The following is a 14,316-nucleotide window of genomic DNA, read 5'->3' on the forward strand; positions in this document are numbered from 1 at the left end:
TACCATATTTTATTCCATTTCAGTAGTCTCACTTATTTAGGCTATTTCCTGTAGCTTTTCTAGTCAGAAAAAGGCTAGAATTTCATGATTCCAACCTCTTTTCATACTCAATGAAAATCAAAGAGCAAACTAGGAAACTAGCCGCAGGTTGCTCAAAACACTGTTTTGAGGTTGCAGATAGAACTGACGAAGTCAGTAACATATATACGGCAAGGCGACGTTGACGTGGTTTGAATTTGATTTTCGAAGAGTATCAGTTATTATTTCCAGTTTAAAATAGCATTCAAGCCATAGTGATCACTCACTTGTGGACTCTTGTTACCATCAAATACGACATGTAAATTTTCCACCGCTAACTCTTTGGTAGTAAAGACATAATCGATTCGAAGGGGTTCTGTGTTCCCTTTCCAGCCATCAATTTCTGGTGGAACGGTATAGCTACCGCTTTTCTCTTGAGCAACTTCAAAGGCATCTTGTAAGCCCAATGGACTAGCTAAAATAGCTTGGTAGCCTTCCTGTCCAGCCGGATTGTTGAAATCTCCAGCTAGCAAAAGCGGCTTGTTCAATTCTTTCAAGACAGCCTCAAATCGTGCCCATTCTTCTTGGAAACCTTTATTCCACCAAGAAAGGTGGACACTTGCAACTGCAAGCTCCTTACCATCAACTACAGTTTCAACCAAGGCAACACGGCGAGTATGATAGTCTGTTGGATCATCCACATCTGAAACTAAAATTTCTCTGGCTTCAATAGGTGTTTTAGACAAGATAGCCACACCTTCGTGGTAGCGATCATAACCAATATGGTTATAGGCCCAAGTCCAGTAGTAATTTTTCCCTTGCTCAGATAACTTTTCAACCAAGAGTCTAACATAGTGATCTTGGTGAATAGGCTCAGCTGCTGGCAAAGCTTGATAAAGGTCATTAACCTCCACCTCTGGCGAAGTGATCTCCTGATTGATTTCTTGGAAACAAATCAAATCATAGTCCTTTTCAAGAATATCCTCAAGCAAAATCTGGAATTTTTCCTCTGCTTCTTTCTCCATCCAACTGTGAGTATTGAGTGTTAAAAATTTCATTCTTTTCTCCCAAAATAAGAGGTTGGAATACAGCTTCCAACCTCAAGTATATTACAATTCTACTTTAGCAACTGCTGTTTTAGCTGCAAGAGAACCTGTTTTTTCTAATTTAACTGATTTAATTGCATCACCATTTGTGAAGACAACTACTGTTGAAGTTTCACGTCCTGCTGCACGGATAGCATCCAAGTCAGCTGTAACAAGGAGATCACCTGCTACAACTTTTTGTCCTTCAGCAACATGAACTGTAAATGGTTTACCTTCAAGACTTACTGTGTCCAAACCAATGTGAACCAATACTTCAAGACCTGCTTCAGTCACAATACCAAGAGCATGTTTTGTTGGGAAGATGCTTGATACAGTACCTGAAACTGGAGATACAATGTTTCCATTTGCAGGTTCTACTGCAAATCCATCACCCATCATTTTTTGAGCAAATACTGGATCTTTTACTTGTTCCAAAGCAACAACTTGACCGTCTGCTACTGAGTAAACTTCCTCAGTAAGACCTTTGAAGTGAACAGTGTTTTGTTGTGCTTCAGTCATTTGGCTTGGAAGAGTTTCAGGAATGATTTCACCTGAATCAAGGATATCTTGGATATCAGATTTCAATACGTCAGCTTTTGGTCCGTAGATAGCTTGAACCCCTTGTCCTTTCATGACAAGACCCATAGCTCCTTCTGCTTTCCATTGCTCTGCATTTCCTACTTTATCTGCATCTTTAACAGTTACACGAAGACGAGTCATACATGCGTCAACATCAACGATGTTTGCACGTCCACCAAGAAGGTTGATAATGTTTACAGCTTGAGAACCTGCTGCAACTTTCACTTCACTGCTAGATTCTTCTGAACCTTCAGCAGTTTCGTAGTTTCCGTTACGTCCTGGAGTTGCGTAGTTGAATTTTTGAATCATGAAGTTTGCGATAAAGTACATGATTACAGCAAAGAGAACAGTTACCCAAACGAAGTTAATGATATCCATACCGATACCAGCACTGATTGCAATAGGTGTACGAGTCAAGAACTCGATTGAACCAAATGAGTGCATACGTAGGTTCACGACGTCAGCCATAGCGAAGGCAGCACCTTGAACAAGTGAGTAAACAAGATACATAGGTGTTGCGACGAACATGAACATGTATTCGATTGGTTCAGTAACCCCTGTCAAGAATGTTGCAAGAGCTGTTGCAATCATCATACCTTTGTATTTATGTTTCTTGTCAGCATCAACATTACGGTAGATAGCCACAACCACACCCATCAAGATACCGAATGAACCAATCATTTGTCCAACTTTGAAACGAGCTGGATGAACAGTATCTAACAAGTGTTGGTATTGACTAGCATCAGTACCCTTAAGGTTTACAAGGTCTGTTACCCATGCAAGCCAAAGTGGATCTTGACCAAATACTTGGCTACCTTTTGCTGCACCAGTTAAGACCTCATAAGTACCACCAAGAGCTGTGTAGTTCATTGGGATAGTCAACATGTGGTGAAGACCAAATGGCAAGAGCAAACGTTCCAATGTACCATACAAGAATGGTGCAAGGATTGGAGCAGTTTGTTGTGAGTTAGCAATCCAGATACCAAAGCTATTGATACCAGTTTGCACAAGTGGCCAGAAAGCTGAAAGTACAATTGCAGCAATTATTGAACGAAGAATAACTACAAACGGTACAAAACGTTTTCCGTTAAAGAATGAAAGTGCATCAGGAAGCTTACGGAAGTTATAGTATTTATTGTAAGCAGTTGCTCCAATAAAACCAGAAATAATCCCTACGAAGACACCCATGTTCAATGCTGGGGCTTCCATAACACTAATGAAGTAATCAGCAACTTTGATTTGCCCACCCAATAGTGTTGAAACCATAGCATCTGGATTTTTCAACATATCGCCTGATACACCAAAGATTGTACCAGTGATACGGTTAATCAAGATGAAGGCAAGACCAGCGGCGAAAGCACCACCAGCACGTTCTTTAGCCCAGCTTCCTCCAATAGCGAGGGCGAACAAGATATGAAGGTTAACGATAACTCCCCAACCGATTTGCTCTAGTACACCACCAGTAATAACGAGTGGGGCAAAGGTTGGGTTAATCATCACGATAGACTTACCGATTGAAATCATCAAACCAGCAGCCGGCATAACCGCGATAACCACCATCAAAGCCTTACCGAATTTTTGCCAAAATTCGAAAGACAAGACATTTTTGAATGTATCTTTCATCATTCAAATCTCCTTTATTTTTATTTAGGCAAACGTTTTACGAAAACGTTTGCACCTTTTATGATTTAATTATACCACTTTAATTTTTTTTGTAAAGGCTTTTACAAAAAAAATTACACTTTTTTCTAAAATTTTTGTAGCAAAAAAGGAGATCATTTAATCTCCTCATAAAAGTAGCTATTTATCTAAATCTTCAAGAATCGGCGCATGGAAATTCCTGATCCCAGTGAACCAATGAAAATTCCAATCACAAATAATAGGGCAATCATCAGAGGAGTAAATACCTCTGGCGCAATCATAGAAAGATTTTGACCTACCAATGACTTATTGACAGATTGGTAAACCATTCGATAAACAATAAAGACCAACACTGATGGTGCAGTTGCTCCAAGCAAACCAATGAAGGCACCTTCAAGTAAGAACGGTCCACGGATATAACTGTTCTTAGCACCAACCAAGCGCATGATTTGAATTTCACGACTGCGGGAAATAATGGTGATACGAATGGTATTTGAAATCAAGAAAACTGCAATGAAAATCAAAAGTCCTGCAATAACTAATCCCCAAACACGGATAAATGATGCTAGTTGGAATAGGCGTTCTGTATTGGCACCACCATCCTGAACCTCAGACACACCTTCAATTTTTTTAGCATCTTCAGCCACAGTTTTTACATCACTTGGCGCTTTGGTATCAACGATATAGGCATCATAGAGGGGGTTGGCATCTCCTTCGAAAATTTTCCAGTTGTCCCCCATTGTCTCAGTTAATTTTTCATATTGTTCTTCTTTACTTGAAAAAGTAACACTCTTAACAGTAGACATCCCCTTCAAAGCATTGTATACCTTGTGGTAGTCATTATTTGTAACAGTTTGACCTTCTTTTTCAATAGTCTCGCTATTATCAGCTACATCCTTACGAATATAAACCATCACTCGAACATTATTTTCAATATCTGTAGCTAGTTTCGCTGTATTGAAAATAACAGAAGCAAATATGGCAACCAAGGTCAAAGTAATCATGACTGAGCTGACAGCAGCCACTGTCATCCAACCATTTCGTTTCAAACTTTTTAGTGATTCAAATAAATGGCGAAAAAATCTACTAATCATCGTATCCATACTCTCCTTTTGATTCGTCACGAACGACACGGCCATTTTCAATGGCAATGACACGGTGGCGCAAGGTATTTACAATCTGGCTATTATGAGTCGCCATCAAAATAGTTGTCCCTTGTAGGTTAATCCGCTCCAAGAGATTCATAATTTCCCATGAATTATCCGGGTCCAAGTTTCCTGTTGGTTCGTCCGCAATCAATACTTTGGGATTATTTACAATGGCACGTGCAATCGCAATCCGCTGTTGCTCTCCACCTGAGAGCTCATTTGGGAAAGAACGAACCTTGTGCTTCAACCCAACCAAGTCTAAAACTTCCATTACACGTTTTTTGATATTACGGCGATTTTCCCCGATTACTTCCATAGCGTAAGCAATATTTTCATAGACCGTTTTCTTTGGCAAGAGTTTATAGTCTTGGAAGACAACCCCAACACTACGACGTAGAAGCGGAACATCTTTCTTTTTAATTTTAACCAGATTAAAACCAGCAACTGATAGGCTTCCTTTATCAATTTTCACTTCACGATATAGCGAACGAATGAAGGTTGACTTCCCTGCTCCTGAAGGTCCTACAATGTAAGCAAATTCTCCCGGTTGAACGCTGACCGAAACACCGCGTAGGGCAGTCGTTCCGTTGTCGTATTTTTTGACGACATCTCTCATTTCAATGATTGACATGTGAGTTCCTTTCTTTCTTAGCTAATTCGCCACTTGAGATAGGCATCGATAAAACCATCTAGGTCTCCGTCCATAACCTTATCTACCTGCGCAACTTCAAAGCTAGTTCGATGATCTTTTACCATAGTATAAGGTGTGAAGACATAAGAACGGATTTGGCTTCCCCATGTGATTTCCTTTTTCTCACCCTTGAGGGAATCTACCTCCGCAGCTTTCTTCTCTTGCTCCATTTGATAGAGCTTAGCCTGCAACATCTTCATAGCTCGATCTCTATTTCCATACTGGGTACGATCCACTGTTGATTGGACAACAATTCCAGTTGGAATGTGGGTTAAACGTACACCTGTTGAAACCTTGTTGACGTTTTGTCCACCGGCACCACCTGAACGGAAGGTATCCATCTTGATGTCATCTTCCCGGATTTCCACTTCAATGGTATCGTCCAACTCAGGCATCACTTCTACAGATGTGAAAGAGGTATGGCGACGTTTAGCAGAGTCAAATGGTGAAATTCGCACCAAACGGTGTACCCCCATTTCTGACTTGAGAAGGCCATAGGCATTAGGACCTTCAAATGATAAGGTTACTGACTTGATACCAGCTTCATCTCCTGCTTGGTAATCCAATACTTCCACTTTAAAGCCTTTAGCATTTCCATAGCGAGTGTACATACGAAGCAACATATCACCCCAGTCCTGAGCCTCAGTACCACCGGATCCTGGATGGATTTCCAAGATGGCATTGTTGTGGTCATAAGGTTCCGACAAGAGAAGCGTCATCTCGTAGCTGGTCATCATCTTATCAAGTTCTGACAACTGTTCAACCAATTCTTCATGCACCGACTCATCTTCAGCTAAAAAGTCTAATAAAATTTCGACTTCATCCTGCAACTCTTCCATTTTGTGGAAGGTGTTATAGGTGTTTTTTAATTCATTTAATTCTTGCGACGTTTTTTGGGCCGCGATATTATCGTTCCAAAAATCAGGTTCTGTCATCTTATTTTCCAAGATGGCAATCTCTTCCTCTAGACCCTCGAGGTCAAAGAGACCCCCTGAAAGAAGCTAATTTTTCACGATTTGCGTCAATTTTCTGACGGATTACTGAAATGTCCATAAATACTCCTTTTTTACATCATTTCATTATAGCATATTTTATCATTTCTTTCCATCTTTTGCTCTACTCCTCTTTTCATGAAAAAAGAAGCCTTTCGGCTTCCCTTCTTACAAGACTTTTGCTGAAGTACGCGTGATTTCTTCTACTTGAATATTCTCTGATTCAAATTTTTCTTTCAAGGCTGGTAAATCAACTGATCCATCGATTTGAACTTCGATAATCACCTTACCATCCTTACGCGGAATATTGACTGTATGTGAAATATTCAAATTTTCTTCAACGATTAGAGAAACAATCTTACCAAGAACACCAACTTCATCTTCTGTAACAAAGCGCACACGAATTCCTTCTTCACCATAACCAGCAATTTCAAGAAAGGCTTGGAAAACGTCACGATCCGTAATAACTCCATAGACTTGATGGTTATCAACGACAGGAAGAATACCAATCTTGTTTTTCAACATCAAATAAGTTGCATCCTCAAGACTCGCATAGCCAGAGACCGTGACAACATTACGAATCATGACATCTTTTACTTTTGTCTTATTTAGAAGATAGTTCATCTCATAGATAGAAAGACTGGTTGCCTTGGATGGACTAGCTTGGGCAATGGTGCCCTCAGTCACCAAACCAACCAATTGATCATTTTCGATAACAGGCAAGCGGTGCAACCCTTGCTCTCTCATCAAATCTGCTGCATGAGATACTGTTGTATCTGGACTAATATAAACTACCTTGCGGGTCATAAAATCTTTAACTGCCATGAGACTTCTCCTTTTCTATTCTTATCCCTATTATACAATCTTTTTGCAAATCTATCAAACGCTTACATTTCTTTTTCAAAATTCAGAAAAGTATGAATAAGCTAGCAAAAAGAGCTCTAAAATCGAGCTCTGTGAATGAAGGGTAGATACGCTTCATTCGATTTTATTTCAATTATCAGAAGCTAACCTTCCAGTGCAGATGAGAATTGCTTCGCAATCTCTATTCACCGACTAAAACAATCCACTGGATTTGATGATTGCTTTGCAATCTTCATCCGCCGACTAAAAAGGTCCCCCGGACTATAATGATGATTACTTCGTCATCTTCATCCACCGACTAAAACAATCCACTGGATTGTTTTAGCCACCCAGATACGCTTTTCTGACTTCTTCTGATGAAGCGAGTTCTTTTCCTGTTCCTGATAGGACGATTTTTCCTGTTTCCAGTACATAGCCTCGGTCAGAGATTGCGAGTGCTTTATTGGCATTTTGTTCAATCAAGAGGACGGTTGTTCCTTGTTTCTGGATGTCTTGAATGATATCAAAAATTTCTTGGATAAAGATTGGAGCAAGTCCCATTGATGGTTCATCCAAAAGAAGAAGCTTTGGCGTTGACATAAGAGCGCGTCCCATGGCAAGCATTTGTTGTTCTCCTCCTGAAAGAGTGGCTGCGTCCTGGTTCTTGCGTTCTTCAAGACGTGGAAAGCGTGAGAAAACTTTCTTCAAGTTAGCTTGATTTTCTTCACGGTTTTTCTTTAAGAAAGCTCCCATTTCAAGATTTTCCATAACAGTCAAGCCAGGGAAGACGTGGCGGCCTTCTGGTACTTGTGAAAGGCCACCTGCCACGATTTTCTGAGCTGGCATTTTTTGGATTTCTTGACCTAAAAATTCAATCTTTCCTGAGCTTGGTCTAACCAAACCAGACAAGGTACGGAGAATGGTTGTCTTACCAGCACCATTGGCACCGATAAGGGAAACAACTTCTCCTTCATTCACTTCAAAGCTTACATCACGGACTGCTTGGATCATGCCGTAATGCACAGAAAGATTATCAACTTTTAACATAGACATTAGGCTTCACCTCCTAGATAAGCTTCGATAACGCGTTTATTGGTCTTAATTTCGTCTGGAGTTCCCTGAGCAATCAAACGACCATATTCAAGTACGTAGATACGTTCTGTTACTTCCATGACCAGATTCATATCGTGTTCAATCAGCATGATTGTAATCTTAAATTCATCTTTGATGCGACGAATTAACTCAGTCAATTCGGCTGTTTCCTGTGGGTTCATACCTGCGGCTGGTTCATCCAAAAAGAGAATTTTAGGTTCCGTAGCAAGGGCACGAACAATTTCCAAACGACGTTGTTGTCCGTAGGCAAGATTTTTAGCAAGAGTTTCTGCATCACCATCTAAATCAAAGATTTTCAGCAATTCCAAGGCTTTAGCCTTTAATTCTTTTTCACTCTTGTAAAAAGCTGGTAAGCGCAAGAAACTAGCAAAAACATGTTGTTTGTGATGGTTGCCAAAAGCAATCAAAACATTGTCCAAAACGGTTAAATCTTTAAAGAGACGGATATTTTGGAAAGTACGTCCAAGTCCCAAAGAGGCAATCTTATAAGGTGACTTTCCATTCAAAAGGTGACCATCTAGTGTTACTGTTCCCTCACTTGGTTCATAAACACCCGTCAAGAGGTTGAAAAGAGTGGTTTTCCCAGCTCCGTTTGGTCCGATTAGTCCAACCAGTTCCCCTTCGTTCAATTCAAGAGTCACATCTCCAACAGCTGTTAGACCGCCAAAATGTTTGGTTAACTGTTTTACTTCAAGTAATGCCATTAGTTTTGTTCCTCCTTCTTAGATTTTTTAAAGAAACGTGATAGGCTCAATTCCCATGTTCCAAGGAGTCCACCTGGTCTGAAAATCATTACCAATACCAAGGCCAAAGCGTAAATAATCATACGCACACTAGCAACATCTTGGAGAAGCATATTCAAAATTCCAAGAACAATAGCTGAAACGATTGCACCTGTAATGGAACCAAGTCCACCAAATACAACAATAATCAAAACGTTGATTGAGTTGATGAAAGTGTAATCTTTCGGTACAACTGAACCGATAAATCCTGCCTGAAGTGACCCTGCAATACTTGCAGTAATGGCACCAAAGACAAAAGCGATGATTTTAATTTTAGTCGTATTAACCCCAACTGACTCAGCAGCAATTTCATCCTCACGAACGGAGAGAGTTGAACGACCAATTGGACTACGCAAGAAGTTCAAGGTTGCAATGGTTGTAATCACGACAAAGAAGTAAACCATTTGCCAAGTTGTAAAGTTTGGAATTCCCAAGATACCTGCTGCACCATTTGTAAGACTTCCGCCATTGATGATAAAGATACGGATAATTTCAGAAACACCAAGAGTCGCTACCGCAAGATAGTCCCCCTTCAAGCGCAAGGTTGGAATTCCGACAAGCAAAGCAACTGCTCCTGAAAGCAAAGCACCTATCAGCATGGCTCCAAAGAAGGCACCGTAGGTTGGTGATTTAGAACCAATAATAGCTGCTGCATAGGCACCAATCGCCATGAAACCAGCATGACCAAGTGAAAATTGACCTGAAAAACCAACGATTAAGTTGAGACCAACAGCCAAAATAATATTAATTCCAATTTGTTGTAAAATCTGTACATAGAATAGATTAAGTACTCCGACTGAAACCAATACACTAATCAAGCCATAGCCAGCTAACAAAAGGAGTAACCATAGAATATTAACTTTTAAATTTTCTTTCATCGCTTACACCTTCTCTTTCACATTTTTACCAAGGATACCAGCTGGGCGGACAATCAAAATCAACAACAAGATTCCATAGACAATGGCATCGCGGAAGTCTGACATCCCAAAGGCTGTCGCAAAGGTTTCCAATAGACCAATTACAAATCCACCAAGCGCCGCACCAGGAATGATTCCGATACCACCAAGTACCGCGGCAACGAAAGACTTAAGACCTGGAGTAACCCCCATCAAAGGTTCAAGAGAGTTATAATAGAGGGCAATCAGAACACCAGCCGCACCCGCAAGAGCAGAACCCAAAGCGAAGGTAAAGCTGATAGTACGGTTTACATTGATCCCCATCAATTGCGCCGCATCGCTATCTACGGATACTGCACGCATGGCTTTTCCCATCTTCGTTTTTTGTACAATAACCTGTAACAAAATCATCAAAATCAAGGAAATGGCCAAAATCATTAACTGCACGTTTGTTAGGCTAACTGGTCCCAAATCATAGCGAACTGTTTGAATCGCTTGAGGGAAAGCACGGGTATTGGCACCAACCAGATAGACCATCCCATACTCCAATAGGAAAGAAACCCCAATAGCTGTAATCAAAACAGCAATACGAGTAGAGTGACGCAAAGGTCGGTAAGCAAGGAACTCAATCACGACACCAAGAATGGCCGTCGCTAGCATAGCTACAATAAGCGCTACAAAGAAATTCATTTGGAAAGAATTAATCAAGAAATAACCGATAAAGGCTCCCATCATATAAATATCACCGTGGGCGAAGTTGATGAGCTTGATAATTCCATAAACCATGGTATATCCTAGGGCTAACAGCGCGTATACACTACCTAGAATCAAACCATTTACTAGTTGTTGGAGCATAAGATTCACTCTTTCTATTTATAATTCCGAGGGTTTTCCCTCACTTTTTGATAGGTTCTTAAACATCGAAACAGGGAGTGAGTCCGAGGCTCATTCCCTATTTCAACATTTTTCTATTATGGTTTTACAACTTCTGCTGCTTCAACCTTACCATTGTTCATGGTCATCATGTAAGCAGTTTTGACTGTGTTGTGGTCTGCATCGAAGCTTGTTTGACCAGTTACACCTTCAAAGTCTTTTGTTTTAGCAAGGTTATCCTTGATTTCACCAGAGTTTTTAGCACCTTTTGCTGCGTTTGCTACAAGGTGAACTGAGTCATAAGCCAAGGCTGCAAATGTTGAAGGCTCTTCGTTGTACTTAGCACGGTAAGCGTCAAGGAAGGCTTTTGCTTTAGCTGAAACTTCTACAGTAGTTGAGAAACCTGAGATAAAGTAGATGTTTGATGCTTTTTCAGCAGTTGCTTGTTGTACAAACTCTTCACCATTGAATCCATCACCACCAATGATTGGTTTATCAATTCCCATACCACGCGCTTGGTTTACAATTTTTCCAGCTTCAGTGTAGTAACCAGGAAGAACGATCGCATCAAAGTCTTTCCCTTTCATTTTTGTAAGGGCTGCTTGGAAGTCTGTATCACCTGCTACGAAAGTTTCATCTGCAACGATTTCACCCTTGTATGACTCACGGAAAGATTTAGCGATACCTTTAGCATAGTCACTAGCATTGTCAGTGTAAAGAACGACTTTCTTAGCGTTTAATTTTTCAGAAACATAGTTTGAGATAATTTTTCCTTGGAAGCTATCTTGGAAAGTTCCGATAAAGAGATAATCTTGACCTTTAGTCAATCCATCTTGAGTAGCACTTGGCGAAATCAATGGGACACCTGCTTTTGTAGCGTTCGCTACCGCGGCTGCAGTTGCACCAGATGTCGCAGGTCCTACGATTGCTGATACTTTAGATTGGGTTACAAGGTTAGTTGTTACTGAAGCAGCCTCAGCTGTTTCAGACTTGTTATCTTTATCGACTACTTCGATTTGTTTTCCATCAATACCACCTGCGGCATTGATTTCATCAACGGCAAGTTGGGCACCTTTTTGTTCAGATGTTCCGTAGGCAGCTACGGCACCAGTTTCTTCGAAGTTAAATCCGATTTTGATTGTCTTTTCATCTACTGAGTTACCAGCAGCGTTTGACGCTCCAGACTTCACTTCTCCACAGGCTGCAAGAAGTGCTACACTTGCAAGCGCCACAAACGATAGGGCAAATTTTTTCTTCATCTTTTTTGTCTCCTTATTTCTTAAATAAATAGCATGTTAAGAATATACCGAATTATCAGAAAATTGTCAACACTTTTCTTGAACTTTTTCGATGATAACGTTTTCCTCTCGGTAAAGATTACCAACAAAGGGTGTTTCCAGCTCTTGGATATGACAAACTCTGACTTTTTTTATAAACTTTTCCTTGCTCAAGCGCCCGACTAATTGCTCCACTTCTTGAGTTGGAACATAAAGTTGCAAGTAACGATGCTTCTTGGAATGATAGGTAATATCTCCATAATCCTGCAGTTTTTTTGCATCACGATTATAGTAAAGATAGATAATCAAGCCAGATCGATTGACTTTTTCAAACATGATAAATCCTCTTTCTAAGAAATCTCCCCCTATTATACCAAAAAAAGCAAACCCAGTCGAGTTTGCCTTCTTTAGTCATTAGTTTAATGAATTGTTGGCCATGATTTCATCAATAAAGCCATATTCAAGTGTTTCTTGGGCACTCATCCAGTTATCGCGTTCTGCATCTGCGTGGACTTTTTCAATTGACTGACCTGAATTTTCAGCCAAGATTTTTTCCAAGGTGTTACGAGTTTTAAGCAAGTGTTCTGCAGCGATCGCCATATCGGTTTGTTGGGTACCACCACCTGTACCACCCATTGGTTGGTGAATCATGTATTCAGCATTTGGAAGCATGAAACGTTTGCCTTTTGCTCCACTTGATGCGATCACAGTCCCCATAGATGCTGCCATACCCATAACGATAGTTTGGACATCTGCCTTGATAAAGTTCATGGTATCAACGATTGCTAAACCAGCTGAAACAGAACCACCAGGTGTATTGACATAAAGGTAAATATCTTTTGTACTATCTTGGGCATCCAAGAAAAGCAACTGGGCAATAACTGAGTTAGCCATGTTGTCTTCAACTGGACCAGTCAGCATAATGATGCGGTCTTTGAGAAGACGTGAGTAAATATCGTAGGAACGTTCCCCACGGCTTGTTTGTTCAATAACTACAGGAATCATTCATTTCTCCTTTTGAATTTTAATTTTGTTGGTCAAATGACTGAAGATAAGACTATTATAATATCTTGGTCAAAAAAGGTCAAATTTTTGCTCTGTTTTCATCAGACAGAAACAAAAATTCAACCTCCTTTCACGATTGGAAATACTTTTCCAAGTCAATCTTCTTTATTCTTATTTCGTACCGAACAAGCGGTCTCCAGCATCTCCAAGACCTGGAACGATATAACCGTGTTCGTTCAAGCGTTCATCCAAGGCTGCTGTAAAGATTTCTACATCTGGATGAGCTTCTTGAAAGGCTTTTACACCTTCTGGTGCTGATACAAGGCAGACAAATTTGATATTTGATGCGCCACGTTTTTTAAGTGAGTCAACAGCCAAGATCGCTGAGCCACCTGTTGCCAACATTGGGTCTACGACAAAAATTTGACGTTGGTCAATATCTTCAGGAAATTTCACCAAATACTCAACTGGTTGAAGTGTTTCTTCATCACGGTACATACCGATATGGCCAACTTTAGCAGCTGGAACCAAGCTCAAGAGCCCATCAACCATCCCGATACCTGCGCGCAAGATTGGAACGATGGCCAATTTCTTACCTGCCAATTGTTTTTGAACTGTTTTTGTAATTGGTGTTTCGATTTCCACATCTTCTAGCGGAAGATCACGAAGTACTTCATATCCCATCAACATTGCAATCTCATCTACTAGCTCACGGAAAGCTTTTGTAGAAGTATCTGTACGACGCAAGATTGACAATTTGTGTTGAATCAGTGGATGATTAATAACTTCAATTTTTCCCATTTTTGGAGTTCCTTCTTTCAATTTATTCTTCTTATTATACCAAAAAACGGTTTAAAAATCTTTCTAAACCATTTATTTTTGATAATTTTTACATTAAATCAGCCTCTTTAAGAGCTGTCTGTACTGTCTCAAGTGGTAGATGGGTCAATTCTGTCCCTTTTTCTTGATAAAGGTATTGGGCGTAGTCGTCCATTCGGTACTGGTTAATATAAACCACGCGCTTGCAACCGACCTGAAGTAATTGTTTTGTACAGTTCAGACAAGGAAAATGGGTCACATAGGCTGTAAAGCCTTTAGGAACACCACGTTCTGCACCTTGAAGGATAGCATTGACCTCAGCGTGAAGGGTGCGAACACAGTGTCCTTCAATGACCAGACATTCATGGTCAATACAATGCTCAGTCCCTGACACCGAACCATTGTAACCAGTGGAAATAACTTTATTATCCTTTACCAGAATTGCACCCACTTTGGCACGTTTACAAGTGGAACGATTGGCAATTAGTAGAGCTTGGGCTGCAAAATACTCATCCCATGCTAGTCTTTTTTCAGTCATATCTCTTCTCCTTTTT

15 protein-coding genes are annotated in these 14,316 nt (G+C 40.3%); all 15 read right to left on the reverse strand.

Features of this window, described 5'->3' with window-relative positions:
* Positions 1 to 260: 260 nt before the first annotated feature.
* Positions 261 to 1,076 (reverse strand): endonuclease/exonuclease/phosphatase family protein, encoded by an 816-nt coding sequence (locus B7695_RS04085; protein WP_084889876.1) that lies wholly within the window; start codon positions 1,074 to 1,076, stop codon positions 261 to 263.
* A 51-nt stretch (positions 1,077 to 1,127) separates the two neighbouring features.
* Positions 1,128 to 3,308 carry a PTS transporter subunit IIBC gene (locus B7695_RS04090; protein ID WP_084889878.1) on the reverse strand — a complete coding sequence of 727 codons (2,181 nt, stop codon included), beginning with the start codon at positions 3,306 to 3,308 and terminating at the stop codon, positions 1,128 to 1,130.
* Between the two features lie 182 nt (positions 3,309 to 3,490).
* Positions 3,491 to 4,417 (reverse strand): permease-like cell division protein FtsX, encoded by a 927-nt coding sequence (gene ftsX, locus B7695_RS04095; RefSeq protein WP_049524182.1) that lies wholly within the window; start codon positions 4,415 to 4,417, stop codon positions 3,491 to 3,493.
* Positions 4,410 to 5,102 (reverse strand): cell division ATP-binding protein FtsE, encoded by a 693-nt coding sequence (gene ftsE, locus B7695_RS04100; RefSeq protein ID WP_000022265.1) that lies wholly within the window; start codon positions 5,100 to 5,102, stop codon positions 4,410 to 4,412. Before ftsE ends, ftsX begins: the two co-directional genes overlap by 8 nt.
* Positions 5,103 to 5,119: 17 nt before the next feature.
* Positions 5,120 to 6,215 (reverse strand): peptide chain release factor 2 gene (gene prfB / locus B7695_RS04105; RefSeq protein ID WP_100069222.1). Its coding sequence is split into 2 segments (ribosomal slippage): positions 5,120 to 6,142 and positions 6,144 to 6,215, totalling 1,095 coding nucleotides; the frame shifts between segments, so codons are not numbered across the junction.
* A gap of 107 nt (positions 6,216 to 6,322) precedes the next feature.
* Positions 6,323 to 6,979, reverse strand: a complete 657-nt coding sequence (locus tag B7695_RS04115) for a CBS domain-containing protein (protein ID WP_084889880.1) — start codon at positions 6,977 to 6,979, stop codon at positions 6,323 to 6,325.
* Between the two features lie 360 nt (positions 6,980 to 7,339).
* On the reverse strand, positions 7,340 to 8,050 hold the full coding sequence (locus tag B7695_RS04120) for an ABC transporter ATP-binding protein (RefSeq protein ID WP_000062200.1): 711 nt from the start codon (positions 8,048 to 8,050) through the stop codon (positions 7,340 to 7,342).
* Complete coding sequence (locus B7695_RS04125) at positions 8,050 to 8,814, reverse strand: ABC transporter ATP-binding protein (RefSeq protein WP_001185997.1); 765 nt, start codon at positions 8,812 to 8,814, stop codon at positions 8,050 to 8,052. The genes B7695_RS04120 and B7695_RS04125 overlap by 1 nt, the downstream gene beginning before the upstream one ends.
* On the reverse strand, positions 8,814 to 9,770 hold the full coding sequence (locus B7695_RS04130) for a branched-chain amino acid ABC transporter permease (protein WP_000662286.1): 957 nt from the start codon (positions 9,768 to 9,770) through the stop codon (positions 8,814 to 8,816). Before B7695_RS04130 ends, B7695_RS04125 begins: the two co-directional genes overlap by 1 nt.
* A gap of 3 nt (positions 9,771 to 9,773) precedes the next feature.
* Entirely contained in the window at positions 9,774 to 10,643 is an 870-nt protein-coding gene (locus B7695_RS04135; protein WP_000941427.1) for a branched-chain amino acid ABC transporter permease, read from the reverse strand.
* A gap of 116 nt (positions 10,644 to 10,759) precedes the next feature.
* Positions 10,760 to 11,920 (reverse strand): ABC transporter substrate-binding protein, encoded by a 1,161-nt coding sequence (locus tag B7695_RS04140; protein WP_084889882.1) that lies wholly within the window; start codon positions 11,918 to 11,920, stop codon positions 10,760 to 10,762.
* A 66-nt stretch (positions 11,921 to 11,986) separates the two neighbouring features.
* Complete coding sequence (locus B7695_RS04145; RefSeq protein ID WP_000462127.1) at positions 11,987 to 12,274, reverse strand: YlbG family protein; 288 nt, start codon at positions 12,272 to 12,274, stop codon at positions 11,987 to 11,989.
* Positions 12,275 to 12,352: 78 nt separating this feature from the next.
* A complete protein-coding gene (gene clpP / locus B7695_RS04155; protein ID WP_000613475.1) occupies positions 12,353 to 12,943 on the reverse strand; it encodes an ATP-dependent Clp protease proteolytic subunit ClpP in 591 nt (196 codons plus the stop codon).
* 171 nt (positions 12,944 to 13,114) lie between these two features.
* On the reverse strand, positions 13,115 to 13,744 hold the full coding sequence (gene upp, locus B7695_RS04160; RefSeq protein WP_084889969.1) for a uracil phosphoribosyltransferase: 630 nt from the start codon (positions 13,742 to 13,744) through the stop codon (positions 13,115 to 13,117).
* 88 nt (positions 13,745 to 13,832) lie between these two features.
* The gene (locus B7695_RS04165) at positions 13,833 to 14,300 is read right to left on the reverse strand and encodes a deoxycytidylate deaminase (RefSeq protein ID WP_000136976.1); all 468 of its coding nucleotides are present in this window, start codon (positions 14,298 to 14,300) and stop codon (positions 13,833 to 13,835) included.
* Between the last annotated feature and the right edge of the window lie 16 nt (positions 14,301 to 14,316).

The organism is Streptococcus mitis (genome assembly GCF_002096845.1).
In the GTDB taxonomy this organism is placed as follows: Bacteria; Bacillota; Bacilli; order Lactobacillales; family Streptococcaceae; genus Streptococcus; species Streptococcus mitis_A.